General features: G+C 61.3%; 20 protein-coding genes and 1 pseudogene. 20 read left to right on the top strand and 1 reads right to left on the bottom strand.

The annotated features are described in order from the left end of the window. The first annotated feature begins 246 nt into the window (after positions 1-246). From IPF36_RS17675 to IPF36_RS17625, 11 genes are all read left to right on the top strand, one after another. A complete protein-coding gene (locus IPF36_RS17675; protein ID WP_368671168.1) occupies positions 247-1182 on the top strand; it encodes a cyclase family protein in 936 nt (311 codons plus the stop codon). Positions 1183-1426: 244 nt separating this feature from the next. After that, the gene (locus IPF36_RS17670) at positions 1427-2749 is read left to right on the top strand and encodes an MFS transporter (protein ID WP_133092694.1); all 1323 of its coding nucleotides are present in this window, start codon (positions 1427-1429) and stop codon (positions 2747-2749) included. Between the two features lie 799 nt (positions 2750-3548). Next, positions 3549-5744, top strand: a complete 2196-nt coding sequence (locus tag IPF36_RS17665; protein ID WP_195429286.1) for an indolepyruvate ferredoxin oxidoreductase subunit alpha — start codon at positions 3549-3551, stop codon at positions 5742-5744. A gap of 22 nt (positions 5745-5766) precedes the next feature. After that, a complete protein-coding gene (locus tag IPF36_RS17660; protein ID WP_368671167.1) occupies positions 5767-7281 on the top strand; it encodes an indolepyruvate oxidoreductase subunit beta family protein in 1515 nt (504 codons plus the stop codon). A 34-nt stretch (positions 7282-7315) separates the two neighbouring features. Next, entirely contained in the window at positions 7316-7831 is a 516-nt protein-coding gene (locus IPF36_RS17655; protein WP_195429284.1) for a thioesterase family protein, read from the top strand. Positions 7832-7920: 89 nt separating this feature from the next. After that, positions 7921-10248: a bifunctional salicylyl-CoA 5-hydroxylase/oxidoreductase gene (locus IPF36_RS17650; protein WP_195429283.1), complete on the top strand. Its 2328-nt coding sequence runs from the start codon at positions 7921-7923 to the stop codon at positions 10246-10248. A gap of 58 nt (positions 10249-10306) precedes the next feature. Further along, positions 10307-11434 (top strand): cupin domain-containing protein, encoded by a 1128-nt coding sequence (locus IPF36_RS17645; protein ID WP_133092698.1) that lies wholly within the window; start codon positions 10307-10309, stop codon positions 11432-11434. A gap of 110 nt (positions 11435-11544) precedes the next feature. Next, the gene (locus IPF36_RS17640; protein ID WP_195429281.1) at positions 11545-12456 is read left to right on the top strand and encodes a fumarylacetoacetate hydrolase family protein; all 912 of its coding nucleotides are present in this window, start codon (positions 11545-11547) and stop codon (positions 12454-12456) included. 91 nt (positions 12457-12547) lie between these two features. Continuing rightward, complete coding sequence (locus IPF36_RS17635) at positions 12548-13582, top strand: carbon-nitrogen hydrolase family protein (protein ID WP_133092700.1); 1035 nt, start codon at positions 12548-12550, stop codon at positions 13580-13582. Further along, positions 13583-14353 carry an Asp/Glu racemase gene (locus IPF36_RS17630; protein ID WP_304524026.1) on the top strand — a complete coding sequence of 257 codons (771 nt, stop codon included), beginning with the start codon at positions 13583-13585 and terminating at the stop codon, positions 14351-14353. Between the two features lie 57 nt (positions 14354-14410). Beyond that, complete coding sequence (locus IPF36_RS17625; RefSeq protein ID WP_133092701.1) at positions 14411-15028, top strand: flavin reductase family protein; 618 nt, start codon at positions 14411-14413, stop codon at positions 15026-15028. Between the two features lie 15 nt (positions 15029-15043). Here the strand turns inward: IPF36_RS17625 and IPF36_RS17620 are convergent, their stop codons facing one another. Next, on the bottom strand, positions 15044-15502 hold the full coding sequence (locus IPF36_RS17620; protein WP_133092702.1) for a MarR family winged helix-turn-helix transcriptional regulator: 459 nt from the start codon (positions 15500-15502) through the stop codon (positions 15044-15046). A gap of 210 nt (positions 15503-15712) precedes the next feature. Here IPF36_RS17620 and IPF36_RS17615 point away from each other — a divergent pair, with 210 nt between their 5' ends. From IPF36_RS17615 to IPF36_RS34720, 9 genes and pseudogenes are all read left to right on the top strand, one after another. Continuing rightward, positions 15713-16774, top strand: a complete 1062-nt coding sequence (locus IPF36_RS17615) for an AraC family transcriptional regulator (protein WP_133092980.1) — start codon at positions 15713-15715, stop codon at positions 16772-16774. A gap of 316 nt (positions 16775-17090) precedes the next feature. Then, a complete protein-coding gene (locus IPF36_RS17610) occupies positions 17091-17879 on the top strand; it encodes an SDR family oxidoreductase (protein WP_133092703.1) in 789 nt (262 codons plus the stop codon). An 83-nt stretch (positions 17880-17962) separates the two neighbouring features. Next, complete coding sequence (locus IPF36_RS17605) at positions 17963-19252, top strand: styrene monooxygenase/indole monooxygenase family protein (protein ID WP_133092704.1); 1290 nt, start codon at positions 17963-17965, stop codon at positions 19250-19252. Between the two features lie 73 nt (positions 19253-19325). Further along, positions 19326-19850, top strand: coding sequence for a flavin reductase family protein (locus IPF36_RS17600; RefSeq protein ID WP_133092705.1), 525 nt, complete (start codon positions 19326-19328; stop codon positions 19848-19850). Positions 19851-19950: 100 nt separating this feature from the next. Next, complete coding sequence (locus IPF36_RS17595) at positions 19951-21546, top strand: NAD(P)/FAD-dependent oxidoreductase (protein ID WP_195429280.1); 1596 nt, start codon at positions 19951-19953, stop codon at positions 21544-21546. 30 nt (positions 21547-21576) lie between these two features. Continuing rightward, positions 21577-22356, top strand: coding sequence for a cyclase family protein (locus tag IPF36_RS17590; RefSeq protein WP_133092707.1), 780 nt, complete (start codon positions 21577-21579; stop codon positions 22354-22356). 43 nt (positions 22357-22399) lie between these two features. Further along, positions 22400-23344, top strand: a complete 945-nt coding sequence (locus tag IPF36_RS17585; RefSeq protein WP_255519824.1) for a transporter — start codon at positions 22400-22402, stop codon at positions 23342-23344. A gap of 78 nt (positions 23345-23422) precedes the next feature. Then, positions 23423-24661 (top strand): adenylate/guanylate cyclase domain-containing protein, encoded by a 1239-nt coding sequence (locus IPF36_RS17580; RefSeq protein ID WP_133092708.1) that lies wholly within the window; start codon positions 23423-23425, stop codon positions 24659-24661. Between the two features lie 125 nt (positions 24662-24786). Continuing rightward, a pseudogene (locus IPF36_RS34720) lies at positions 24787-25259 on the top strand (integrase); the annotation flags it as partial. Between the last annotated feature and the right edge of the window lie 74 nt (positions 25260-25333).

Raw genomic sequence — 25333 nt, 5'->3', positions numbered from 1 at the left:
CCTGATCCACGATCTTAATCTAAGGACCAAGCGTGTCCGCCTCGATCAGGCTACCTCACCAGCCATGGTCCATAGGTCAACGAGTACTCGATGTCATGCATCGTGTTGCCTTAGCGGCGACGCTGCCTACCAGTACATCAAATTCGTTGGAATAGCTGATAGAACGAAAGCGGCATCCATGGGACGCCAGCGCCAGGCGAGGGACTGTTGCCGCCATTTGATGCGGCTGGTTCCATTGGCACGTTAGTGACCAGCGCTCGTGGCCTGCCCTACGTGAGAGAGGTCGATCATCTCTGGCCCATCCAGGATGTCCACCAAACTGGCGCGGGTACCTCCGCGCCCAGGCGTTGCCGTAGGCCGCTCGTTCGTATCGCGCACGCAGTCGACGTCGACACAGTGGGGTGGCCGCCCGATTGCCGTTTTCCGCGTGGTGCTCCGGACTTCCCCGCGCTGGTGCTGCCCCCCGAATTCGGGCAGGTGTGGGCGTTCAAGATGGAACGCATCAGCCAGTACGATGACAAGGGACCGGGCTGGTACTGGAACAACTTCTCCTGCGGCGAGCATACCGGCACGCATTTCGACGCGCCGGTGCACTGGATCTCGGGCAAGAACCACGCCAACAACAGCGTGGACACCATCGACCCGGCCAACTTCATCGCTACCGCGGTGGTGGTCGATGCCAGCGCCGAAGTGGCGGAGGACCCCGACTGGGTGCTGACGGTGACGCACCTGCAGCGCTGGGAAGCCGAACACGGCCGCATTCCCACCGGCACCTGGGTGCTGCTGCGCACCGACTGGAGCAAGAAGACCGACCCTGCCGAGTTCCTCGGCCTGCGCGAGGACGGTGCCCATACGCCCGGCCCGGAACAGGCTGCGGTTGAGTGGCTGATCCATGAGCGCAATGTACACGGCTTCGGCGTCGAAACCATCAACACCGACGCCGGCCAGTCCTACGCCTGGTCGCTGCCCTACCCCTGTCACACGCTGATGCACGGCGCAAACAAGTATGGGCTGCAATGCCTGAAGAACCTGGACCAGCTGCCGCCAACCGGCGCGTTGATCGTGGCGGCACCGCTGAAGATCCAGAACGGGTCTGGCAGTCCGTTGCGGGTACTGGCGATCGCGGCCACCCGTTCTCCAAGCGCACTGACCTTTACGCCGCCTGGCGCTATGACAAGGTGACCGACCTGAACCCAGGCAACACCTTCGGCCTGGGCCTGCGCCACAAGTTCTAGTTGCGACCTCGCCGCCTCACCGTAGAGGCGCCGGCCAGGCCACCATCGCCCGCCTCAAAAAAATATATTTCCAAAATCATATGTTTATGCCTAAACTATGAACAACAACGAGCGCGTGGCGACGATCGCGCGAAACAGGTTCCCTGGCGGCCTCTCCGGTTCCATATCCGCCACCCATCAGGAGACAGACAATGACCCCAGCTGGCAGCGCTCAGCCCTGGCGCCCCACCTCTCGCGCAACCTATACCGTACTTTTCGTATGCTTCCTTGCAATTCTTTTTGAAGGCTATGACGTCGGCGTCATGGGAGCGGTACTGCCCGCGCTCGCCGACGACCGCAACTGGAACCTGACGCCGCTGGAACTCGGCGCCCTCAGCAGCTATGCCCTGGTCGGCATGTTCTTTGGCGCCTTCCTGATTGGCACGCTGAGCGAGATGATCGGCCGTCGCCGCATGCTGCTGCTCTGCGTTTCCTTGTTCTCACTGACCATGCTGGGCGCGTCGTACGCGCCGACGCCCGCCATCTTCGGCGTCTTGCGATTTATCGGCGGGCTCGGCCTCGGCGGCGTCATTCCGGTCGCCGCCGCCTTGACCATCGAGTACTCGCCGCCGCATCGCCGCAGCTTCAACTATGGGTTGATGTACTCTGGGTATTCGGTCGGCATTCTTTGCGCAGCCCTCATCGCGATGTGGCTGTTGCCGAATCTTGGCTGGCGTGGCGTGATTGGCCTGGGCGCCGTGCCCATGGTGTTGATACCGCTAATGGCGTGGCTGCTCCCAGAGTCGCTGGAGTACTTGGTGGGGCAAGGCCGGATCGATGAAGCGCAGGCATTGGCCGATCGCACTGGTCATGGCCGGCTGCCGTCACAAGTTCGGCCCGCGAACAGCGCCGCCCGCGCCACCTGGCGCGACGTGATGTCTAGCATGTTCACCCGCAAACAACTACGCGCGACAGCGTGCTTCTGGATCGCACTGTTCTTCGGCTTGCTGCTGGTCTATGGCCTCAATACGTGGTTGCCGACGATCATGCGCAAGAATGGCTATGACCTCGGCTCCAGCCTTTCCTTCCTCGTTATCTTCAGCCTTGCCTCCGCGGTGGGCGGCCTCTTCCTGGGCAGCGCGGCGGACAGGATGGGCGCACGTGGCACCGTCGCACTCTTCTACCTGATCGGCGCTCTCGCCATCGGCGCACTGATGTTCCGAAACTCCGTTGTCGTCAATTATCTTCTGGTCGCGCTGGCAGGCGTGGGCAGCGTCTCGGCATCCCTAATCCTTACCGGATATCTGGCCGGTTACTACCCGGCGCACGCACGCGCCGCGGCAACAGGATGGGCCCTGAGCTTCGCGCGATTCGGCGCCATGAGCGGCCCGCTCGTCGGCGGCTACGTGGCCGGCTCAAGCCTGAGTTTCGGCTGGAATTTCATCACATTTTCCATTGCCGGCCTTGCCGCTGCGCTGGCTGTAGCGCTGCTCCCATCGGCGCGGGAGCCAGTCGTCGTGGCCCGCGTCCGCTAGCAAAGCAACGCACAGATCGCCTGAGGCGGGGCTTCGGCTTCCACCGAAGCCGTACTAGCGTACCTCTAACTCCGTGCATATATATGACTTTGGCATTGTTCATATTTAAACAATATTTATTTCAAAGTATCGGCTCGATATCTGGATATCGGAAAGCGGATTGCGGATAGAAGCATCATCACCGGTACACCAAACTGTCCTTCACATGGCTACATGCGAGCCAATACAAAAGTGGAGACAGACGTGCAAGGAACTCAGAGCAAGACGGCGATCGTGACCGGTGGCGCAACCATGATTGGGGAAGCGGTCGTTTCGGCTCTCGTCTCGGCAGGCGAAACCAACGCCTGAGAATGGGGCCGGCCGTTCGATCTACCGGCAACGGCTCCATCCCAATATCTGCTTGAAGTCATGGATATTCCGCTGAGCTTCGCAGCGTTAGGGCATCCATCGCCGTAGCGCTAACTTCTATCGCGTGACCACGCAAGGTGTGGCTCTGTGCAGCGCGAAGAACTCATGCTCTCGCGAAATGCACATCGACCTATGCAGCAAGAACATGGGGCGTCGGTGGCCTGAGCCTCCGGCGCACTACCTGGGCGCGGCGTCTACCACGACTCCCAGGTATGCCGCGAGGCAATAGCCACTCGATATTCGGAGCTACGGGTTTTTCCTCCCCACTGATCCATCACTCCGGCCTCATATATGATTTTGGAATTGTTTAACCTTAAACTATACTCATCACAAAGAGGACTCGCACTGCGCTTTGCAGTATGTCCCCATCCAAGCATCAGGAAGGAAAGCCATGGCTGAGCGTTCATTCGTTGAAGAAGTCAAGAAGTTGCGTCTGGGTTCAGGCGAGGTATTCAGTGGCGAGGGCATCCTCGCGGTCACCAAGGCGCTGCTCGAGTCCGGCGTGGCGTATGTCGCGGGGTACCAAGGCTCCCCAATTTCGCATCTGATGGACGTTCTGGCGGATGCGCAGGACATTCTGGCCGAGAACGGCATCAGATTCGAAAACAGTGCGAGCGAAGCTACAGCGGCAGCGTCGCTGGCCGCCTCGGTCAACTACGCGCTGCGCGGGGCGGTGACATTCAAAGCTACTGTCGGCACCAACGTAGCGTCCGACGCGCTCGCCAACCTGGCTTCGGGTGGGGTGACCGGAGGCGCGCTGATCATCGTCGGTGAAGATTACGGTGAGGGTTCCTCGATCATGCAGGAACGCAGCCATGCCTTCGCGATGAAGTCTCAGATGTGGCTGCTGGATCCGCGCCCCAACCTGCCCTGCATTGTCCAGGCTGTGAAGGATGGCTTCGACTTGTCAGAGGCTTCCAATACCCCGGTGATGCTCCAACTGAGGGTGCGTTCCTGCCACGTACATGGGCAGTTTGTGGCTTCCGACAACCGCCGCAGCAAATTTTCGATTCAGGATGCGCTTGACAACCCTGCACGCGACCTCAGCCGGATCGTTCTGCCGCCAGCCAGCTTCGTGCACGAGCATGAGAAGGTAAAGCAGCGCTGGCCCGCTGCTGTGAAATTCATCGAGGAGCGCAAACTCAACGAGTTCTTCGACGGCGAGATGGACGACATCGGCATCGCCGTACAGGGTGGCAGCTACAACACGCTGATTCGTGCGCTGGAGCAACTAGGCCTGGCGGATGTGTTTGGCGAGTCCAGGATTCCGCTGTACGTGATGAACGTGGCTTACCCGCTGATTGATTCAGAGTGGGAACGCTTCTGCGCCGGCAAGCGCGCGGTGCTGGTGCTGGAAGAAGGACAGCCCAATTTCATCGAACAGAACGCCGCAAACATCTTGCGCATCGCAGGGGCGAAGGTCACCTTGCACGGCAAGGATCTTCTGCCGCTGGCAGGCGAGTACAACACCGCCACGATTCTCAAGGGACTGCGCGCCTTCCTGGAACAATACGGCAAGATCGCACCGCAGCCTGAGCCAAAGCCCGAGCGTAGGGTGATTCCGCTGGTGCAAGCCCCGACCGCTATCGTCGATGCCGTAGCCGCCGAAGTACTGGAACCGCAGAAGCTGGTTGACGAAAGTGTTCATGCACGCCCACCTGGCTTCTGCACCGGCTGCCCGGAGCGTCCGATCTTTACCGCAATGAAACTGGTGGAGCGCGAGATCGGCGAACACCACGTGAGCGCCGACATCGGCTGTCACCTGTTCTCGATCCTGCCGCCGTTCAACCTTGGCAATACCACGATGGGATACGGCCTGGGCGGCGCCAGTGCCGCGGCGCTGAATGCGCCAACAGGCAAACGCGCCATTTCCGTGATGGGTGACGGGGGCTTCTGGCACAACGGCCTGACCAGCGGTATCGCGAATGCAGTATTCAACAAGAGCGACAACCTCACCATTGTCGTCGACAACAGCTACACATCGGCCACAGGAGGCCAGGACATCCTCTCGTCCACGGCGCACAACGACACGCGTAGCACTGGCCATGCCATCGAGGATGCTGTGCGAGGCGTGGGCGTCAAGTGGGTGAAGACCATCCGCCGCACGTATGACCTGAAGGCGATGAAGGCAACGCTCAAGGAAGCGCTGACCACCGGTGCCAAGGGACCGAAAGTGCTGATCGCCCAAAGCGAGTGCATGCTGAACAAGCAGCGCCGAGAGAAGCCCAAGACGCGCAAAGCGATTGCCGATGGCCAACGCGTCGTGCGGGAGCGCTTCGGCGTGGATTCGGATACCTGCACCGGCGACCACTCGTGCATTCGCCTGTCCGGATGTCCTTCGCTGACGATCAAGCCCAATCCGGATCCGCTGCGCACCGACCCGGTGGCGTCTGTCCTGGATAGCTGCGTGGGTTGCGGTCTATGCGGCGAGGTTTCCCATGCCGCCGTGCTTTGCCCGTCGTTCTACCGCGCCCAGATTGTTACCAATCCGACCCGCATGGACAAGCTGCGTCAGCGGCTGCGCGACACGGTGATTGGCTTCCTGCAAAAACGCGAAGCCGCGCGCCGCGCACGCTTTGCATTCTGAATCTACGATCAAGAGGTTCATCGTGAACGTACCCATCAATCTCAGCGCCAAGACGATCAAGGTTGCCATTCTCGCCATGGGCGGGGAAGGCGGCGGCGTGCTGGCAGACTGGATCGTGGATCTCGGCGAGCACAACGGCTACATCGCGCAGACCACTTCGGTACCCGGCGTGGCTCAGCGTACCGGCGCCACCATTTATTACGTCGAATTGTTTCCGCGCGAGATCGCCGAACGTGCCGGCCGCATGCCAGTGCTTGCGTTGATGCCGACGCCCGGCGACGTCGATGTGGTACTCGCTTCCGAGCTGATGGAAGCCGGTCGCGCGGTACAACGCGGGCTAGTTACGCCGGATCGCACCACCCTTCTGTCATCGACCCATCGGGTCTACTCCATCGCTGAAAAGGCGGCAATGGGCGATGGCCGTGTCGACAGCAATGAACTGATCGCCCACGCCAGCAAAGCCGCCAAGCGCTTCATACGCTTCGACATGGCCCAGGCTGCAGAAGCTAACGGTAGCGTCATTAGCGCGGTCCTGTTCGGTGCGCTGGCGGGCACCGGCGTGCTGCCCTTCAGCCGGGCGCAGTTCGAAGCGACCATCGAGCGTGGCGGCGTTGGCGTCAAACCTAGCTTGCGCGCGTTCGGCGCCGCCTTCGCTACGGCTGAAACGGGCGATGCGCCGGCCCCTTCCGAGCCTTCGGCTCCTGCCGAACTCAATCCGCGGGACAACAAGGTCGCCCAGGTGCTGCAACGTGTCCGCGATGAGCAACCGGCGGAGATCCAGCATGTCGTGGTAGAAGGCGTGCGTCGCATGATCGACTACCAGGACGTCGGCTATGCAGGCCTCTACCTGAACCGGCTCCAGTTGGTGCGCCAGGCGGTGGGCGTCAACAGTATCCCGCTGCTGCGTGAAACCGCGCGCCACCTCGCGCTGTGGATGACTTACGAGGACACCATCCGCGTGGCCGACCTCAAGACGCGCGGCACCCGCTTCGAGCGCGTCCGCGGCGAAGTTCGCGCAAGTGACAAACAACTGCTGGCAATCAATGAATTCATGCACCCGCGCGTGGAAGAAATCTGCGAAACACTGCCAGCCGGGCTCGGACGCTGGTTGATGAAGCCGCACTTGGTGCACCGCCTGGTGCGCCGCTTTACTACCGCCGGCCGCGTGGTCACGACGAGCTCGCTGCGCGGCTACCTGATGCTGTGGACCGTGGCACGTCTGCGCGCCATTCGCCGTTGCACGCTGCGCTACGCACTCGAGACCGAACGCATCGAAAGCTGGCTGGCACAGGTTCTTGCGGCCGCCCGCCTGAATCCCGCGCTTGCGCTGGAAGTGGTGCAATGCCAGAGGCTGGTGAAAGGCTATAGCGACACGCACGTGCGCGGCTTGACCAATTACCAGACCCTGATGAGCGCAGTCGTGCGGGCAGGTGCCCGCCTGGCGCCGGCCACGCTGCGGGAGTTGCGCGAGGCAGCCCTGGCGGACGAGCACGGCAAGAAGCTGAAGGAAGCCCTGGTGCGCCACGCGCTGGCGTGACCCAACTCCGAACCTTTTGCAGGAATTGAAGATCATGACCACTCCGCACACCTTCAGGCGCCAGCACAAGATCCATTTCTCCGAATGCGATCCCGCTGGGATTGTGTTCTACCCCCAGTACTTCGTGCTGTTTAACGACCTGATCGAAAGCTGGATCGACACTCTGTTGCCGGATGGGTACCACGGTGTGATTGGCGCACGTCGACTCGGCATGCCAACGGTCCACCTGGAGGCGGACTTCAAAGCCATCAGCCGCTTTGGCGACCGTGTCTGGCTGGAGCTGGAAGTGGTGCGTGTTGGCGGAAAGTCGATCACGCTGGCCTGGCGATGCTCGGGAGCGGACGGCGAGGTGCGGATGGCCGTCACGCAGACCATCGTGATGACCTCTCTCGACACGCACCTCGCGATCAAGGTCCCGGAGGATCTGCGCGCTGCGATCGAGCATGGGCCGGCCCCGGCCCGCACAGAAGATGGGGCGTTGACTGAGTTGGGTCACCGTATCGGGACGCATTCTGCTCCGAGCGGCCGGCCTTTTCGCGAAACGGTCTGAATCCAGCACGTTCAGACCTTGGGCAAATGCCAACGCGACCCGCGCAGGGACGCCGAAGGCTCCGGTAGTAACTTGATTTGGAAACAGCCATGAAGATCGTATGTATCGGCGGTGGTCCCGCCGGCCTCTATTTCGGCCTGTTGATGAAGCTGCAGGATCCCGCCAATGAAGTCGTCGTGGTGGAGCGCAATCGCCCTTATGACACCTTCGGATGGGGCGTTGTGTTCTCCGACGCAACCCTGGGCAACCTGCGGGAAGCCGATCCTGTTTCGGCCGACACGATCGGCGACGCGTTCAATCGCTGGGATGACGTTGAAGTTCACTTCAAGGGTCGGGCGGTGCGCAGTGGCGGCCACGGTTTCATCGGCATCGGCCGCAAGCGCCTGTTGAACATCCTGCAGGCGCGTTGCGAGGAAGTGGGCGTCGAACTGGTTTTCGAAACCAATGTCGACGACGACCAGGCCATCGCGCGCAAGTACAACGCGGACCTGGTCCTTGCCTCTGACGGCCTGAACAGCGTGGTGCGAAAACGCTACGCCGATACGTTCCGACCGGATATCGACACCCGCAAGTGTCGCTTCGTCTGGCTGGGCACGAAAAAGGTATTCGATGCCTTCAACTTCATCTTCGTGCCGACCGAGCACGGCTGGTTCCAGGCGCACGCCTACCGTTTCGAAGATGGTACTTCGACATTTATTGTCGAGACCCCAGAAGAAACGTGGAAGGCGGCCGGCATCGACCAGATGAGCCAGGAGGAAGGCATCGCCTACTGTGAGCGCCTGTTTGCCCCGTACCTGGATGGCCATCCGCTCATCAGCAACGCCTCTCACCTGCGCGGCTCGGCGATCTGGATCCAGTTCCCACGCGTGATTTGCGAAAGGTGGGTGCATTGGAACACGTTGACTGACGACGCCGGCGTTGACAAGAAAGTACCGGTGGTGCTGATGGGCGACGCTGCGCACACCGCGCACTTCTCGATTGGTTCCGGCACCAAGCTGGCGCTCGAGGATGCCATTGAGCTGGCACGTACCATCAAGCGCGTCGATGGCTCCTTGGAAGCGGCGCTGGCGCAGTACGAAGCGGTGCGTTCGGTCGAAGTCCTGAAGATCCAAAATGCCGCGCGCAACTCCACCGAATGGTTCGAGAACGTCAAGCGCTATGAAGACCTGGAACCCGAGCAGTTCGCGTACTCGCTGCTGACTCGCTCTCAGCGCATCTCCCACGAAAACCTGCGTCTGCGCGACAAGGCATGGCTGGATGGTTACGAATCGTGGTTGGCAAAGCGCTCCGGCACCGAAGCCACGGCGGTACCGCCTCTTCTGACGCCGTACACCGTACGCGGTGTCGCGCTGAAGAATCGCGTGGTGGTATCGCCTACCGCGATGTATTCGTGTCAGGAAGGCATGCCGGGGACCTTCCACATGGTCCACCTGGGTAGTCGCGCCTTGGGCGGTGCCGGACTCGTCATGGTGGAAATGACGGCGGTCTCGCCAGAGGGGCGCATCACGCCGGGTTGCCCGGGGCTTTGGAATGATTTGCAGACCTTCGCTTTTGCCAGCATTGTCCGCTTCGTCCACGAACATACCAGTGCGCGCATCGGCGTGCAAATCGGTCACGCCGGCCGCCGCGGCTCCACCCAGCTCGGCTGGGAGCAGGCTGATCATCCGCTGCCTGAGAACAACTGGCCTCTGCTTTCAGCTTCCGCGCTGCCTTACCAGCCCGGCATTTCCCACACACCTCGCGCCATGACGCGCGAGGACATGGATCGCGTGCGCGACGACTTTGTCGCAGCCACCCGACGTGCGGCTGCCGCCGGCTTTGACTGGCTGGAGCTCCAGGCGGGCCACGGATACCTGCTGTCGAGCTTCATCTCGCCCGTCACCAACCACCGTACCGACGAATATGGCGGCACGCTTGGGCAGCGCATGGCGTTCCCGATTGAAGTGCTGCTCGCAGTACGTGAAGCCTGGCCTCAGGACAGACCGATTTCTGTTCGGATTTCGGCCACCGACTGGGTGAGCGGCGGCATCAGCGCAGATGACGCGGTCGAGATAGCTCGGCTGTTCAAGCAAGCTGGTGCGGACGTCATTGACTGCTCGTCGGGCGAAGTGACCCCGGAACAGAAGCCGGTATACGGGCGCATGTTCCAAACCCCGTTCTCCGACCGGGTTCGCAACGAGGCTGGTGTCCCCACTATCGCCGTGGGCGCGATCACCGAGGCCGACCAGGTCAACGGGATCATTGCCTCGGGGCGCGCCGATCTTTGCGCAATCTCTCGCCCGCATCTGGCCGATCCGGCCTGGCTGCTGCGCGAGACTGCGAAGCTTGGCTACCACCGTGTCGAATGGCCAAAGCAATACCTGCTTGCCAAGGACCAGCTCGAGCGAAACCTCCAGCGCGCGGCAGCCGGAGCCTGATTGCTTCTACCCCGCAGGCAATCCGAGCGGGGAAAGACACTCACAAGGGAAGAAGACGATGTCGGACACCTCATATGACACTTACCGTGAGAACGTAGCGGGTCGAGCGGACGTGGCAGACACGCCGGAGTTGCTCGCCTACTACAAGGAACTGGCAGCGCTCAAGACTGGTGCGCTCTGGACTGTTGCCAACAAGATTGAGCCGTGGCAACCGAAGTCCGAATCGGTACCGGTGCTGTGGCGCTACCGCGATCTGCGTAACCACGTGCTGCGGTCGGTCGACCTCGTTACGCCCGAGAAAGCCGGCCGCCGGGTAATCTACCTGAACAATCCGGGTCGCCAGGACGTGTCGGCGGCCGTAGGTTGGCTCTACTCCGGCCTGCAGGTGATGCATCCGGGCGAAGCCGCCTCCGCGCACGCGCATTCGTCTTCGGCGCTGCGCTTCATCATGGAGGGCAGCGGTGCGTACACGATCGTCGATGGCCATAAGATGACGCTGAACGCCAATGACTTCGTGCTGACACCCAACGGCACCTGGCACGAGCACGGTGTATCGGCCGACGGCACCACCTGCATCTGGCAAGACGGTCTGGATATTCCATTGGTCAATGCGATGGAAGCAGGCTTCTACGCCGTCCATCCGGATCTTCAGCAAGCCGTCACGCATCCGGTCGACGACATGCCGGCCATCTGGGGCGGCAAGGGCCTGCGCCCCCACGGGGGCAACTGGACCAAACCTTACTCGCCACTGTTCAAGTATGAATGGGCACCGACCTACGAGGCGCTGGTTCGCCATAGCAAGGCTACGGACGGCAGCCCGTTCGACGGTGTGCTGATGCACTATGTCAATCCCGTCACCGGCGGGCCGGTGATGCCGACGATCGGCGCCAGCATGCAGCTACTGCGCCCGGGTGAAGCCACCCAGGCGCATCGCCACACCGGCAGCTTCATTTACCAGGTTGCCAAGGGCAGTGGCTATTCAGTCATCAATGGCAAGCGCTTTGACTGGACCGAGCGCGACATCTTCTGCGTGCCCTCCTGGGCCTTCCATGAGCACGCCAATGCGTCAGCTAGCGATGACGCTGTGCTGTTCTGCTTCAACGACCTTCCTGTTATGCATTCGTTGGGGTTGTACCGGGAAGAGGCTCTGGCAGAGAACGGCGGCCACCAGGTGGTAGCCGACTGACCTGAGAACGGTCGTTGCCCATTGCCCATGTGACAACGATTGCCACAACCTTACCCATTATTTGTTTGCGCAGCCGCCTATAACGCGGCCCTCACTGGAGTAGTCATACCATGCGTCTCGTCACCTATCGCTCGGAAGTCACCGCCGCCGCCCGCCTGGGCGCTCTCGTCGACGGCAACATCGTCGACCTTGCCCGCTTCGGCGCCGCCGTCGGCGTGGACATTCCTTCCACCATGCTCGAGTTCATTGACCTGGGACCCGAGGCGGTCCGCTCGACCAGCGCGCTGCTGAACGAGTATCGCGGCAAGCTTCCCTTCGGCGTGGCCTTCCCTGCCTCGAACGTCAAGCTGTTGGCCCCGATTCCGCGCCCCCGCAAGAACATCTGGGGCATCGGCCTGAACTACGTCGAGCACGTGGCGGAATCCAGCCGCAGCCTGGACACCTCCAAGGAACTGCCCAAGGAGCCGGTGATCTTCTCCAAGCCGCCGACCACCGTGATTGGCCCGGGCGATGCCATCGAGCACAACAAGGAAATCACCCAGCAGATGGACTGGGAGGTCGAGCTTGCTGTCGTGATTGGCACCCGCGGCAAGGGCGTGAAAGAGGCCGACGCACTGAATTACGTGTTTGGCTATAGCGTGATGATCGATATCTCGGCACGCGACTGCCGCCGCGCCGGCCAGTGGATCTATTCCAAGGGGCAGGACACCTACGCCCCATTTGGGCCGGTCATCGTCACCGCTGACGAGATCCCGGATCCGCACACGCTGGACCTGTCGCTGACCGTCAACGGCGTGACCAAGCAAAGCTCCAATACCCGTCACATGCTGTTCAAGGTGCCCGCGCTGATCGCCGACATCAGCAAGGGCATGGCCCTGGAGCCGGGCGACATCATCGCTACGGGAACGCCGGATGGTGTGGGCGCAGGCCGCACTCCGCAGGAATGGCTGTGGCCGGGCGATACCGTGGTGGCCACGGTAGAAGGCATCGGTCAGTTGCGCCACCCGGTGGTCGCAGTCTGAGTCACGGTATCCGATGAAACGCCAGTCCCGATGCGATATGCGCTCCGGGACTGGCCATTCGGAAGTGTGGAAGTGTAAGGAGAGAACTGCAATGCTCAACCTGCCAAAATTCAAGGCTGCAGCCGTCCAGGCGGCTCCCGTCTTCCTGGATGCCGACGCGACCGTCGACAAGGTCTGCCGACTGGTCAAGGAGGCGGCGGACAATGGCGCGAAGCTGGTCGCCTTCCCGGAGGTGTTCGTGGCCGGCTACCCGTACTGGAGCTGGTTGACCAACCCTGTCGACGCCAGTCCCTGGTTCGAGAAGCTGGTCAAGGCTTCCATCGAGATTCCTGGCCCGGAAATCCGCAAGATTGCACAGGCCGCGCAGGCCAACCATATCAACGTAGTCGTTGGCGTCAACGAGCGCAGCCGCACCGGCGTCGGCACCCTCTACAACACGCTGGTCACGATCAGTGATGAAGGCCGCATTCTCGGCCGGCACCGCAAGCTGGTACCGACGTGGGCAGAGAAGCTGACCTGGGCCAACGGCGACGCCTCGGCGCTGCGCGTGCACCAGACCAGCGTCGGGCCGCTCGGCTCTCTTGCGTGCGGCGAAAACACCAACACGCTGGCGCGGTTCTCGCTGCTGTCGCAAGGCGAGCTGATGCATGTGGCGAGCTATATCGCCCTGCCGGTGGCGCCGGCCGACTATGACATGGCCGAAGCGATCAAAGTGCGCGCTGCCGCCCACTGCTTCGAAGGCAAGGTGTTCACTGCAGTGTCGTGCTCGACGGTGTCGGAGGAGATCATCGAGGCGATGAGCCCGCTGAACCCTAAGGCACAAGAACTGCTGTCGCGCCGTAACAGCGCCTTTTCCGGCTTCCTCGGCCCGGACGGCCGCGTGATCGGCGAGCCGCTGATCGACGTGGAAGGCATTGTCTATGCGGACATCGACCTGTCGCGCTGCATCCAGCCACGCCAGATGCATGACATTACCGGCCACTACAACCGTTTCGACATCTTTGACCTTCGCGTCGACCGCCGGCCGCTGCAGCCCGCGCAATTCACCGACGGTGCCGCCCAGAGTTTCGACCTGGACGCCGACCAGGCGGAACTCAATGCATTCGACCTTTCCGAGAGCAAGTAAATGTCTTTCCTGTTGACGCCCCAAAAGCCGCTGCGCATCGGGCAAATCGTGCCGTCGTCCAACACCACCATGGAGACGGAGATCCCTGCCATGCTGCGTGAGCGCGAAAAGGATTTCGCCGAGCGCTTCACCTTCCACTCCAGCCGCATGCGCATGAAAAAGGTGGTTAAGGAGGAGCTCGAAGCCATGGACCGCGATAGCGACCGCTGCGCCCTCGAACTGTCTGACGCGCGCGTGGACGTGCTCGGCTATGCCTGCCTGGTGGCCATCATGAGCATGGGCAAAGGCTATCACCGCGTCTCCGAAGCACGTCTCACCCAGCGCACCGTCGACAACGGTAACCCGGCTCCAGTGGTAACTAGCGCCGGCGCGCTGGTAGACGGCCTGCATGCCATGGGCGCAAAACGCGTCTCGGTGGTATGCCCGTATATGAAGCCGCTGACGAAGCTGGTGGTGGAGTACATCGAAAGCGAAGGTGTGGAGGTCAAGGATTACTGCGCGCTGGAAATCCCCGATAACCTGCAGGTCGCCGCACAAGACCCCGCAAACCTGCTAGAGATCTACAAGCGTGTCGACACGACCGGCGTGGATGCCATCGTACTATCGGCCTGCGTGCAAATGCAGTCCCTGCCATCGATCCAGAAGGTGCAGGACGAATCCGGCATTCCCACCCTGTCGGCAGCCGTGGCAACTACCTGGCAGATGCTGCGCAAGCTGAATCTGCGTACGGAAGTTGCCGGCTGCGGCGAGCTGCTGAGCGGCAAGTTCTAAGCGTCCCCAACCTTTCGCCGCCTCCGGCGATGCCGGGGCGGTGCACCTAGCACGCTTATGGACGATATCCATTTCTACGAGCCCACGCTGGGCCACGGGCTGCGCCACGATCCGCTGGCCGCCATCGTCGGCCCGCGCCCCATCGGCTGGATTGCCACCGTGGACAAGGCAGGGGTACCAAACCTGGCGCCCTATGCATTCTTCAACGTCTTCAACTACTCCCCGCCGGTCGTCGCCTTCTCCAGCGTCGGCTACAAGGACACGGTACGGAATGTCGAGGCGACTGGCGAGTTTGTCTGGAATCTGGTCACACGTCCGCTGGCCCAGCGCATGAACGTGACCAGCACCGGCGTACCGCCGGAAGTCGATGAATTCAGTCTTGCCGGCTTGACACCGACGCCGTCTCGCCTGGTGTCCGCACCCCGGGTAAAGGAAAGCCCGGTGTCATTTGAATGCCGCGCGACTCGAGTCATGCAACTGGGCAGAGCCGACGGCGCCATGCTGGACACATGGATGGTGCTGGGAGAAGTGGTCGGTGTGCATATCGACCGGGCCTTCGTTCAGGATGGCGTGTATGACACCGCCGCTGCGCGTCCGATACTGCGCGGTGGCGGCCCCGCGGATTACTACGAGGTCAGCAAGGCGACGCTCTTTCAGATGCGCCGGCCGGCCTGAGGCTTGTGGATGGACTCAGATGGCAGGGCGGTGCAGGCGGATCAGCAGCTTTAACGTGGCACGCAGCTCGTCAGCTTTTTTTTGACCAAGCGGTGCCAGCACTTCCGCTTCGTGGGTCCGCGCCTGCGCGATCAGGCTTGAGGTCAGCTTTTGGCCACTTCGAGTGATGCGAACCAGCGTGATGCGCCGGTCGCTTTCATGGGGAATGCGCTTCACATAACCTTGTGCTTCCATTCGGTCGAGCAAGCGCGTCACGGTAGGCTGCTTGGTCACCGAAAGCTGCGCCAGCTCCCCGATGCTGATTGGCTTACCCCCCGACAGCGTGGACAACACGCGCCAGTCTGAAACGGTGAAGCCGTTCGCCACGACAATCGCGTGGAATTCGCCGGAAATCAGTTGGCTGGCTTGGGCCAGCAACGCTGGCGTGTAATTGTCGACGAAATCGTCGTCAGAGGTCCCAATAGACGTATTCATAAAGTATGGTGAGCGATTGGGCGGCCCCCATGGCGGCCGCGCGACAGTAGACCATACCACGGCGGCCATTGCTTGCCGGCAAGGCCCGGGTCGGCATCACTTTCCCCTCTTGATGCAAAAGGGATTTTCGGTACAAAGTAATTGCATTGCAGAAGCGCCTATCGCTGCCAAGCCAACGAAGCCATGCTGCAATCCCGCAGGAACGAGACAATGCTAACCGCCCCCCGGTCAATCTCCGAAACCAATGCGCCGGCGAATGCAGAAGACTGCTCGCCGGCCGGCATGCTGTCCGACTACCCGTTGTTCCGCTCGGTGGACGTGGAAGAGACGCAGGGAAAGATCGCGGCAGTCTTTTGCCCCCATGAGCTGCGCGTCATTGGTGCATTGCAGCATCTGCATGTCCAGCATAACATTGTGCGGCTCCAGGAGACCGCAATAAACTTCCTCGCATATGGCGCGCATGTCGAGATCGATCCCGGCCGCCTGGGGAATTTTTATCTGGCCCAGATCCCCGTAACCGGGCATGCCAGCATTCTGTGCGGGCACCAAGAAATACTTTCCGATGTTCACACGGCCACTCTTTTGAGTCCTGACACGCCGACTCGCATGCATTGGCACGAGGACTGTGCCCAAGTGTTGCTGTGGATAAAAAAGGAGGCGATCGAGCACCGCTTTGCCTTGCTGACGGGGCGCGATCCAGGCGAACCTCTCTCGTTCGACCCAACGCTTCCCAAGCAAGCGGGGATTTCCAGCCCGTGGACCCAGGCCGTACTTGACCTTGCCCGCAATATCGACCAGCACGGTACGCACTGGCTCCAGTTTCCCGTTGCGGTGGCTTCGATGGAGGACTATCTCTTGCGAACGCTGCTGCTACTTCAGCCCCATACCTACACCGAGTTCGTTGCCCGCAGTAGCGAACCCGCCAAACCGCGTCACTTGCAACGCGTGATTGACTATGTGCAAGCGAATGTAGACGAGCCGCTTACCGTCGCCGACCTCGCGCGAGTCGCCTGCGTTAGCATCCGGGCGCTAGAGGAAGGCTTTCGCCGCCATCTCAATACGACGCCGGTCGGCTATCTGCGAGACGTCAGACTGGATGGTGTACGACAGGCGCTCATTGCCGCCGCAGGCGCGAAGCAGGCCTCGGTCGCGGATATTGCCTATCGCTTCGGGTTTACCCATCTTGGCCGATTTGCGGCCTACTACAAGCAGCGCTTTGGCGTAACACCGTCGGCGACCTTGCAAAGGCCCGGCGCCGAGCCAAGGTCCTAGCGCACAGCCTGCCTCGGCGCTAATAGCTCACGGGGCAAATAGCTCTCCGGAACGCATCGCCAGGCGAACTGGCTGCCTTCAACGTAATCGTTGATACAACAACGCAAATACGCCTTCCTGGCTGTACTGGAATCCGCCCTCCAGGAAGCCAGCAATGCTGCCACATCCCCCTCCAATCCACGTGTCCTAGCCGAACTTCCCATCGGCTCGTTATCCGGATATCGGAAAGCGCATTGCGGATAGAAGCATCATCACCGGTACACCAAACTGTCCTTCACATGGCTACGTGCGAGCCAATACAAAAGTGGAGACAGACATGCAAGGAATTCAAGGCAAGACGGCGATCGTGACCGGTGGCGCAACCATGATCGGCGAGGCCGTCATTTCGGCCCTCGTCTCGGCCGGCGCGAACGTTGTTGTTGTCGACATCGATAAGCAAGGAGGCAGTCAGGTTGCGGAACGCCACGCGGCACATTGCCGCTTTGTCGCCGTGGACGTGACCAGCGATGCCGATATCTCTACCTGCATTGCTGACACCGTGAACGCCTTTGGGGGCATCGACCTTCTGGTCAACTGCGCCTGCACCTACGTCGACAATGGCGCGGAGTCCACCCGCGAGCAGTGGCTGGAGTCCTACAACGTCAACGTGGTTGGCGCCGCGATGATGCTGAAAGCTTGCGTGCCGCAGATGAAGAAGCGCGGCGGTGGCGCAGTGGTGAACTTTGCCTCGATCTCGGCCGGCGTGGCGCAGTCGGGGCGCTGGCTGTACCCGATTACCAAAGCCGCGATGCAGCAATTCACTCGCAGCGCGGCGCTCGACCTCGCCCCCGACAACATTCGAATCAACTCGGTCTCACCAGGATGGACCTGGTCGTCGGTGATCAGCGCGCTTAGCGGTGGCGACAAAGCGAAGGCTGACAGTGTTGCCGCCGATTTCCACCCGCTCGGTCGGCTCGGCAAACCCGAGGAAGTCGCGCAAGTGGTGCTCTTTCTCTTGTCCGATGCGGCCAGCTTCGTCACCGGCACTGACTACGCCTGCGACGGAGGCTATGGCGCGTTGGGCCCGGAAGGCCGGCAGACCGCCATCCAGCGGCTCACTGCTTAGCGCTACTGACTGCCGCGGCGCAGGCAAACCCATGCCAGCCCTGCGCCAGCCAAAAAGCAAGATATCCCCCACTGGAGAGACACATGACAACCCAACCCATTTCGAAGATCACGCCGCGCAAGATTGCCATTGTTGGCGCAGGTCAGGCTGGCCTGTTGCTGGGGTGCGCCCTGCTGCAACAGGGCTACGAAGTCACGCTGGTCACTAACCGCACGGCAGAGGAAGTCTGGAACGGCAAGGTGATGTCGTCCCAATGCATTTTCAACCAGGCGCTTCAGATCGAGCGCAATTTCGGATTGAATCAATGGGAGGCACAGTGCCCCACCGTCGACGGCATTGGCCTGACCATCCCCACCGCTGATGGGAAAGGCGAAATGGCGATCCATTGGCGCGCCCGCCTGAATGCCTATGCGCAGTCGGTCGACCAGCGCGTCAAGATGCCTGGATGGATGGCTGAGTTCGAAAGCCGGGGCGGCAACCTGCGCATCGAGAACGTAGAAATTCCCGAGCTTGAGGCTTTGACGCAGAGCCACGACCTGGTCCTACTGGCTGGTGGCAAAGGAGAGATCGTTAACCTGCTGACCCGCAATGAGGCACGTTCTCCCGTGCGTCAGCCGCAGCGCCAGCTCGCGCTCGCCTACGTAACGGGCATGCAACGTAGCGGCCCGTTCGAGTGCGTCAATTTCAACCTGATTCCGGGCGTCGGCGAATACTTCGTGTTTCCGGCACTGACGACCAAGGGCACCAGCGAAACACAGGCCTGCGACATCATGGTCTTCGAAGCCATTCCGGGCGGCCCGATGGACCGCTGGGCCGACGTCAAGTCCGCCGACCAGCATCTGGATGTCTGTCTGGGCATCCTGCGCGACTACCTGCCCTGGGAGAACGAGCGCTGTGCCGGCGTGCAACTCACTGATGCCAACGGGATTCTGAGCGGGCGCGTCACGCCGACCGTACGTAATCCCACCCTTACACTGCCATCCGGCCGCGTGGTAATGGGCCTCGGCGATGCCGTCATGGTCAACGACCCGATCACCGGCCAAGGCTCGAATAACGCCACCAAGGGCGCCCTCCACTATTTCGATTCCATCCTGCGCCATGGCGACAAGCCCTTCGACAAGGCATGGATGCAATCGACCTTCGACGGCCTGTACGAGGGCTACGCCGAGCCGGTGATCCGCTGGACCAACTCGTTGCTGTTCCCACCCCCGGACCACATCGTCAGGCTATTCGCCACGGCGCAACACGCACCGCGTATCGCCCATCGCATTGCCAATGGCTTCAATGATCCTCGCGACTACGGCAGCTATTGGTTCGACGAGGAAGCCACCGACGCCTGGATCGCGCAAGAGTCCCAGTCCCGCGCCGCCTGAGACAGAGCAGCAACTACCCGAAAACTAGTCGCCTGCTTGCGCCCATCGGTGCAGCAGGCTACAGGAGACAGCCATGACCGACGCACGCGAATTCCGGAATGCCCTCGGCCGCTTCGCCACCGGCGTAGCCATTGTCACAACCCGCACCGCCGATGGTGAACCATGGGGCGTAACTGTCAACAGCTTTAGCTCGGTATCGCTGGAGCCGCGACTGGTGCTGTGGAGCCTTGCAAAAAAATCCTACAGTCTGGAGGCGTTTCAGAACACCGGCAGTTTCGTGATTCATATTCTCGCCGCAGACCAGGAAGATGTTTCCAACCGCTTTGCCCGCGGCGCGGAAGGTAAGTTCGCCGGCATCACATGCGCCGATGGCATCGATGGCTCGCCTGTCCTGTCAGGTTGCGCAGCGGTATTCCAATGCCGCAACACGCATCAGTATGACGGCGGCGATCACATCATCTTCCTGGGCGAGGTCCAGCACTTTGACACATCGGATCGGGAATCCCTGCTTTTCTACAAGGGAAACTACGCGCGTACCGCCAACGCTCTTACGGATCTTTCAGATCTGATCCGCACCGAATACGTCGCCGCGACCTGATTCCGGCACCGCACACGGCAATTCGTCCGAAGGAAGCTGGCCAACGCAGCGACCAAACGTATTTGCCCGTCTCTCTTATCCTTGCCCCCGGGATAATCCAATGAGTACGTATGACGCCGTCATTGTCGGCAGTGGTATCAATTCTCTCGTCTGCGCTGCCGTTCTCGCCAGACGCGGCAAGCGTGTCTGCGTGCTGGAACGCAATAGCACGCTCGGCGGATGCATTCGCACAGAGACCCTCAACGCTCCCGGTTATCTCCATGACACGTTGTCCACGGCACATCCGCTGTTTGTCACCTCACCGGGATACGCGGAGCTGAAGGATGATCTTCATCAGGCAGGACTCAGCTACCGCAATAACAGTACGCCCACTGGCGTACTGCTGCCCGATAACCGCTCGCTGATTCTTAGCACGTCCCGTGAGCGCAATGTCAGTGCGTTCAATGCGCTGTCGAGCGGCGACGGCGATGCCTTTCAAGCCGCCATGCAAGAAGTCGAGCAGAACGCCGGCCTGGTCTTCTCGCTGCTAGGCAACGAACTGTGGAGTACCAGCGTTGCAAAGACCGTTGCCGGTCGTCTGTGGAAGCAAGGCGTGCATGACACTGTCGCCTTCTTTTCCCCTGCGTTGATGAGTTGCCGGAGTTGGCTGGAGACGCGACTCAAATCCGATCTGGTCAAGGCGCTGCTAGCCCCTTGGGTATTGCATACAGGCCTGGGCCCGGAAAGTGCCATGTCTGCATTGATGGGCAAGGTAGTCGCCTTCACGCTGGAAGCTGTTGGCCTGCCTATCGTTCAGGGCGGCAATGCCCGTACTGTTGACGCCTTTCGCAGAATCGTCGAGAACCGGGGTGGTGCTTTCCATGTGAATGCCGACGTCGAGGACATCCTTGTCGAGGGCGGTTCGGCGCGCGGCGTCAGGACGCGGGACGACCGCGTTTTCATGGGCAAGGAGATCATCTGCAACGTCACGCCCGGCCAGCTTTACGGAAAGCTGCTGGCCCTCAAGCACGTTCCCCCTGGCCTACGCCAGCAGGCAGCCGAGTACCGCTACGGCAAGGGGAACATGCAGATCCATTTGGCGCTGTCCGCCCCTCCGGACTGGCCTCAAGAACATCTGCGCGACGTCATCTACCTGCACCTTACCTCGGGTCTGGACGGTGTCTCGAGGGCAGTGAGCGAAGCGGAGCGAGGCCTGCTCCCAGCCGAGGGCACGATTTGCGTTGCGCAACCTTGCGCTGTTGACCCTTCCCGAAGCCCGGCGGGCGGCTGGGTGCTTTGGATTCAGGTTCCCGAGTGCCCTCGTCAGGTTAAAGGCGATGCTCTTGGAGAGATCGCTGTTCCTGCGGATGGCCGCTGGACCGCCGAACTCCGTGAGCGCTACGCCGACCGCATTATCGACCGCATTGCGCGCCAGGTCCCAAACCTCAAGGCGAGCATCGTCGGTCGTACGGTCCTCTCCCCAGCGGATCTTGAGTCGATGAACGTCAACCTCGTCGGCGGCGACCCCTATTCCGGCGAATGCAGCATTGACCAGTTCATGTTCTGGCGTCCGGTTCCCGGCGTCAAGGACCACGCTACCCCGGTTAAGCATCTCCACCACATCGGCGCCTCGACCCATCCAGGCCCAGGGCTTGGCGGTACCTCGGGTTACCACGTCGCAAATGCGCTCGCAAAGAAACGGGCGAAATCCAACTGATAAGTGAAGCAACCACAGGAGACAACAACCATGAGCAACAGCCTCGCGCACTTCGCAGCAGACCTGCTGTCCGGACGCATCCGCGTGGTGGACCTGACGCAGACCCTGAGTTCTGAATTTCCGACCATCTCGTTGCCTCCGGAGATGGGCCAGACTTGGCCCTTCCGGCAAGAGACCATCTCGCGCTACGACAATCGCGGACCAAACTGGTACTGGAACAACTTTTCGTGCGGCGAACATACCGGGACCCACTTCGACGCACCCGTCCATTGGATCTCTGGTAAAGACTTGCCGGACAATACGACCGACACCATCCCCGCCGAGAAGTTTTTCGCCACCGCCTGCGTCATCGACTGCTCGAGCGAGGCTGCGGAAGACCCGGACTATCTGCTCACTATCGATGCCGTCAAGGCGTGGGAAGCCCGTCACGGGCTCATTCCTCCCCGCTCCTGGGTCCTGATGCGCACCGACTGGTCCAAGCGTACCAGCGCCGAGGCGTACCTGAATGCGCGCGACGATGGCATGCACACACCTGGCCCTGACCAGGGCGTCGTCCAGTGGATGATTGAAGAGCGCGATGTTCATGGATTTGGTGTCGAAGCCATCGGCACCGACGCGGGCCAGTCCTATGGCTGGGAGTTGCCGTTCCCGTGCCATTACCTCATGCATGGCAACAACCGCTATGGCCTGCAATGCCTGACCAATCTCGACCAGCTCCCGCCGCAAGGTGCATTGATTGTCGCTGCCCCGCTGAAGATCAAGGACGGTTCAGGCAGCCCGCTTCGCGTCCTGGCTCTGATTCCCGGCTGACATTCCACTAGCTCGACCATAACCACAAAAGGAGGCGTACGAATTGAACAAACGAGCAATCGCGGCCATGCTGGCCGGTTCGCTTGCGCTGGTTGGCAATCAGGCAGCCCTTGCAAAGGAGGGTGCAGACCAGTACCCAAATGGAGCCGAAAGCTGGATGTCAGGAGCTTTGCCCCCGCCTGGCACCTATTTCCTCAACTACACCGGCTACTACGGCGGAAAGCTGAAAGACGGCAACGGCGACAACGCAAACATCGCCGGCAGCCCTGCAAAGGTTGACGCCTGGTTCGACGCGTTGCGGGTGGTGAAGGTCACCGACATCACGCTTCTTGGCGCGAGCTGGGGCATGCAGGCGATCGTCCCGCTCGTCTACCAGTCCATGAATCTGCCCCAGATGGGCGGCCGTCGCAACGCCACGGGCTTAGGTGATATCACGATCGACCCGATTATCCTGGGTTGGCATGGCGCGAACTGGCATGTCACGACGGGTCTGGATATCTACGTGCCTACAGGGCGCTACGATCAGAATGATCCCCGGGTCAGCATCGGCGCGAACTACTGGGCCTTCGAGCCAGTGGCGGCATTCACCTGGCTAAGCCAGAGCGGCTGGGAAATCTCTGCCAAGTTCATGTACAACATCAAGGGGAAGAACAATGACGCTAACTTCGGCGGCATGACAGGAAGTTACCAGTCCGGACAGGAATTCCACGTCGATTATGCCTTGGGCAAGCATATCGGCCCGTGGACTGTCGGATTGAGCGGCTACTATCTGAAGCAGGTCACGGACGACAAGTTCAATGGTGCCGTAGAAGAAGTGCCTGGGGTGTGGAGCCGTGGCCGTCGCGGCGAGGTGCTGGCTATCGGCCCTAGCGTCTCCTATACCAACGCCAAGGGAACTAGTTTCGTTGCCCAATGGCAGCATGAAGCATATGCAAAGAACCGGTTTGGCGGCGACAAGCTATGGTTCAAGGTAGTCACGGCCTTCTGACGAAACGAGCCCGTACTGGTCGCGGGTGCGTCACCAAGTCACGCGAGTTGAGTCCGCATCGCCGTCGGAGGGTGAAGCATGGCATCCATAAGCCTCTTGTTCCCTGATGCCCGGCAACTCCGGGTGCGCGATGTTACGCTTTTGGCAAGCGACGATCTGCAGACCCAGCGGGACAAGCTTGCGCGCATCATGCTGGACGCGATGTATCAATTCGTGGGCCTGCTGGATGTGCACGGCACGATGCTCGAGATCAACCGGGCCGCGCTCGAGGCGATTGGCATACGGATGGACGACATTCGGGGGAAGCCGTTCTGGGAGGCCCGCTGGTGGGTCGTTTCGCCAGAGACCCAGGCATTGCTGCGAGAGCTGATCCAGCGTGCGAGCCAGGGCGAATTTGTCCGTTGCGACTTCGAAAACTACGGCCAGGCCATGGGCGAGGAAACGATCATTGTCGACTTCTCGCTCCTGCCGATCAGGGATTCGAACGGGAACGTCGTATTCCTGCTCCCGGAAGGCCGCAATATCACCGAGAAGAAGCGCGCCGAGGCCGCGCTGGCGCGCAAGACCGAGGAACTGCAGGCAAGCTGGGAATTGATCAGCCGCCAGCACGACGAGCTCCGAAGCCTCTATGACAGGCTTCTGGCCGAGCAGGAGCTGTCGGAGCGTCTGCTACTCAATCTGTTGCCCCTCCCGATCGCTGAACGGCTGAAAGCGCGTCCTGACCGGATCGCCAGCGGCGTTCCGGAACTTATCGCCGACAGCTTTCCGGACGTGACGGTCCTGTTCGCGGACGTCGTGGCGTTCACGCGTTTCTCTGCAGGCATGAGCCCCGAGCAGTTGGTTGCCATCCTCAATGAGATCTTCACCGAATTCGACACGATTGCCGACTATCGTGGCCTTGAGAAGATCAAGACCATCGGCGACGCCTACATGGCAGCCGCGGGGCTGCCGGAGCCGGCGCCTGACCACGCGGTGCGGGCCGCGCATATGGCGCTGGACATGACAGACGCGCTCGCGCATTTCAACCACCGCACCGGCTTCAACCTACAGATGCGCATTGGCATCAACAGCGGCCCAGTGGTCGCCGGCGTCATCGGGAAACGCAAATTCATCTACGACTTGTGGGGGGCGGCCGTCAACACCGCCAGCCGGATGGAATCGCATGGCGTAGCGGGTCGGGTGCAGGTCACCGACGCGACTAGACAGCTATTGGGTGAGTCATTCTTGTTCGAAGAGCGCGGCGGAATCGAGGCGAAGGGGATAGGCGCGCTGCACACCTGGTTCCTAACAGGCCGGAATGATGCGTTATCCGCATAATGGGCTGTTTTCCCCACTACAATCAAGGCCTGCAAGTAGCTCGAACCGCTGCGTCGGCGCGTCCGCGACCCGGCCAGAGCTATATAGGGTTGCCCTTTGCTACCTGTCTGCACCATCGTAGAACGGTGCTGCAACTGGGCAAGCCGCTGCCCTCGCTCACGCACGAGGACCTGCTTTCGTACGAGCGCTTTCTGGCCGACCCGCAACCAGCCGCGCGCTGAGTGCTGGCCGGCAGCAAGAAACTCGCTCGCAGCCATCCAGACTGGCGCCCGGCAGCGTGCGCCAGGCGATGGTGATTCTGAACGCGCTGTTCGCCTGGTTAACCGAGGCGGGCTACCTGGCCGGCAACCTGCTCGCCTCGCCCGCCGCCGGCGCGCCCCCGCGAAGGCGCGCATCACTCGTTATCTGAGCCACGACTGTGGGAGACGGTCAAGGAAACAGTCGCTGGGATGCCGACCGAGACGGCGCGGAGAGACTGCATGCGGCCCGTTGCCGCTGGGTGCTGAGCGTGCTCTATCTGGGCGGCTTGCGCGCGTCGGAGCTGACCGCGATCACGATGGGCGCGTTCTTCTGTCGCCGCGATGCCCAGGGTGTCCAATAGCTGGCCGGAAGGGTTATTTCAATTTCATGAAACTATAATAAGACCCCCGCTGCAGGCTTACGGCTTTGCTT

It is taken from the genome of Cupriavidus sp. IK-TO18 (assembly GCF_015549295.1).
Lineage (GTDB): Bacteria > Pseudomonadota > Gammaproteobacteria > Burkholderiales > Burkholderiaceae > Cupriavidus > Cupriavidus oxalaticus_A.
This window is presented reverse-complemented; position numbering and strand designations above follow the sequence as displayed.

Excerpts from the sequence above, each read along its gene's own strand:
- IPF36_RS17645 (WP_133092698.1), top strand. The coding sequence starts at position 10,307 with ATGTCGGACACCTCATATGACACTTACCGTGAGAACGTAGCGGGTCGA.
- IPF36_RS17610 (WP_133092703.1), top strand. The coding sequence starts at position 17,091 with ATGCAAGGAATTCAAGGCAAGACGGCGATCGTGACCGGTGGCGCAACC.
- IPF36_RS17640 (WP_195429281.1), top strand. The coding sequence starts at position 11,545 with ATGCGTCTCGTCACCTATCGCTCGGAAGTCACCGCCGCCGCCCGCCTG.
- IPF36_RS17665 (WP_195429286.1), top strand. The coding sequence starts at position 3,549 with ATGGCTGAGCGTTCATTCGTTGAAGAAGTCAAGAAGTTGCGTCTGGGT.
- IPF36_RS17635 (WP_133092700.1), top strand. The coding sequence starts at position 12,548 with ATGCTCAACCTGCCAAAATTCAAGGCTGCAGCCGTCCAGGCGGCTCCC.
- IPF36_RS17605 (WP_133092704.1), top strand. The coding sequence starts at position 17,963 with ATGACAACCCAACCCATTTCGAAGATCACGCCGCGCAAGATTGCCATT.
- IPF36_RS17625 (WP_133092701.1), top strand. The coding sequence starts at position 14,411 with ATGGACGATATCCATTTCTACGAGCCCACGCTGGGCCACGGGCTGCGC.
- IPF36_RS17600 (WP_133092705.1), top strand. The coding sequence starts at position 19,326 with ATGACCGACGCACGCGAATTCCGGAATGCCCTCGGCCGCTTCGCCACC.
- IPF36_RS17620 (WP_133092702.1), bottom strand. The coding sequence starts at position 15,502 with ATGAATACGTCTATTGGGACCTCTGACGACGATTTCGTCGACAATTAC.
- IPF36_RS17655 (WP_195429284.1), top strand. The coding sequence starts at position 7,316 with ATGACCACTCCGCACACCTTCAGGCGCCAGCACAAGATCCATTTCTCC.
- IPF36_RS17595 (WP_195429280.1), top strand. The coding sequence starts at position 19,951 with ATGAGTACGTATGACGCCGTCATTGTCGGCAGTGGTATCAATTCTCTC.
- IPF36_RS17670 (WP_133092694.1), top strand. The coding sequence starts at position 1,427 with ATGACCCCAGCTGGCAGCGCTCAGCCCTGGCGCCCCACCTCTCGCGCA.
- IPF36_RS17630 (WP_304524026.1), top strand. The coding sequence starts at position 13,583 with ATGTCTTTCCTGTTGACGCCCCAAAAGCCGCTGCGCATCGGGCAAATC.
- IPF36_RS17615 (WP_133092980.1), top strand. The coding sequence starts at position 15,713 with ATGCTAACCGCCCCCCGGTCAATCTCCGAAACCAATGCGCCGGCGAAT.
- IPF36_RS17650 (WP_195429283.1), top strand. The coding sequence starts at position 7,921 with ATGAAGATCGTATGTATCGGCGGTGGTCCCGCCGGCCTCTATTTCGGC.
- IPF36_RS17590 (WP_133092707.1), top strand. The coding sequence starts at position 21,577 with ATGAGCAACAGCCTCGCGCACTTCGCAGCAGACCTGCTGTCCGGACGC.
- IPF36_RS17580 (WP_133092708.1), top strand. The coding sequence starts at position 23,423 with ATGGCATCCATAAGCCTCTTGTTCCCTGATGCCCGGCAACTCCGGGTG.